The organism is Streptomyces sp. NRRL F-5650, assembly GCF_000721365.1.
In the GTDB taxonomy this organism is placed as follows: domain Bacteria; phylum Actinomycetota; class Actinomycetes; order Streptomycetales; family Streptomycetaceae; genus Streptomyces; species Streptomyces ardesiacus.
This window is the reverse complement of sequence record NZ_JOGV01000138.1, coordinates 1-1,231: the sequence shown is the minus strand read 5'-3', so window position 1 is coordinate 1,231 and position 1,231 is coordinate 1. Positions and strand designations below refer to the sequence as shown.

Below are 1,231 nucleotides of genomic sequence, written 5' to 3'. Positions count from 1 at the left end.
GCCGACCCGGCCCTTCAAGGACCTGGGCTTCGACTCGCTGACCGCGATGGAACTGCGCAACCGCATGTCCAAGGCCACCGGCCTGCGCCTGCCCGCCACACTCGTCTTCGACCACCCCGACCCGCAACGACTGGCCACCATGTTGCGCGACGAACTCGTCAGCGGCGAAGCGGGCTCCGTCACGGCGTCGTTCACGCCCCGACCCGTGAACGACGAGCCGCTCGCGATCGTCGGCATGGCCTGCCGCTACCCCGGTGGCGTACTCGACGCCGAAGGTCTGTGGCGAGTGCTGTCCGAAGGCCGGGACGAACTGTCCGCCTTCCCCACGGACCGGGGCTGGGAGCGCTGGGGCGCCCCAGCGGTGGACCAGGCCGGATTCCTCCAGGGCGCCGGTGACTTCGACGCCTCCTTCTTCGGCGTGTCCCCGCGCGAGGCCACCTCGATGGACCCGCAGCAACGGCTGCTGCTGGAGGTGTCGTGGGAGGCCGTGGAGAAGTCCGGCATCGACCCGCGGTCCCTGCGCAACACGGCCACCGGCGTCTTCGTCGGCGGCGGTCCGCAGGACTACCCGGCGGTCCTGATGGGCTCGTCCGAGGCCGGTGGCGGATACGGCATGACCGGTGCGCTCGGCAGTGTGATGTCCGGCCGCGTCTCCTACGTCCTGGGCCTCGAAGGACCCGCCGTCACCGTGGACACGGCCTGCTCCTCCTCGCTGGTCGCCCTGCACCTCGCCGCCCAGTCCCTGCACAACGGCGAATGCGAACTGGCCCTCGCGGGCGTCGGACGCGCGCCGCAACGGCCATGAGGTCCTGGCGGTGATCCGCGGCTCGGCCATCAACCAGGACGGCGCCTCCAACGGCCTGAGCGCGCCCAACGGCCCCTCGCAGCAGCGGGTGATCCGTACGGCCCTGGCCAACGCGGGCCTGACCCCGGCCGACGTGGACATGGTGGAGGCGCACGGCACCGGCACCAAGCTCGGCGACCCGATCGAGGCCCAGGCCCTGCTCGCCACCTACGGCCAGAACCGGCCGGACGACCGGCCGCTGTGGCTCGGCTCGGTGAAGTCGAACTTCGGCCACACGGGGGCGGCCGCCGGCGTGGCGGGCGTCATCAAGTCCGTACTGGCCCTTCGGCACCGCCTGATGCCGAAGACGCTGCATGTGGACGAGCCGACGCCTGAGGTGGACTGGTCGGCGGGTGCGGTGGAGTTGCTGACCGAGGCGCGGGAGTG

The 1,231-nt window shown here is 71.8% G+C and carries 1 pseudogene; it reads left to right on the top strand.

The annotated features are described in order from the left end of the window. A pseudogene (locus IG88_RS42175) lies at positions 1 to 1,231 on the top strand (beta-ketoacyl synthase N-terminal-like domain-containing protein); the annotation flags it as partial.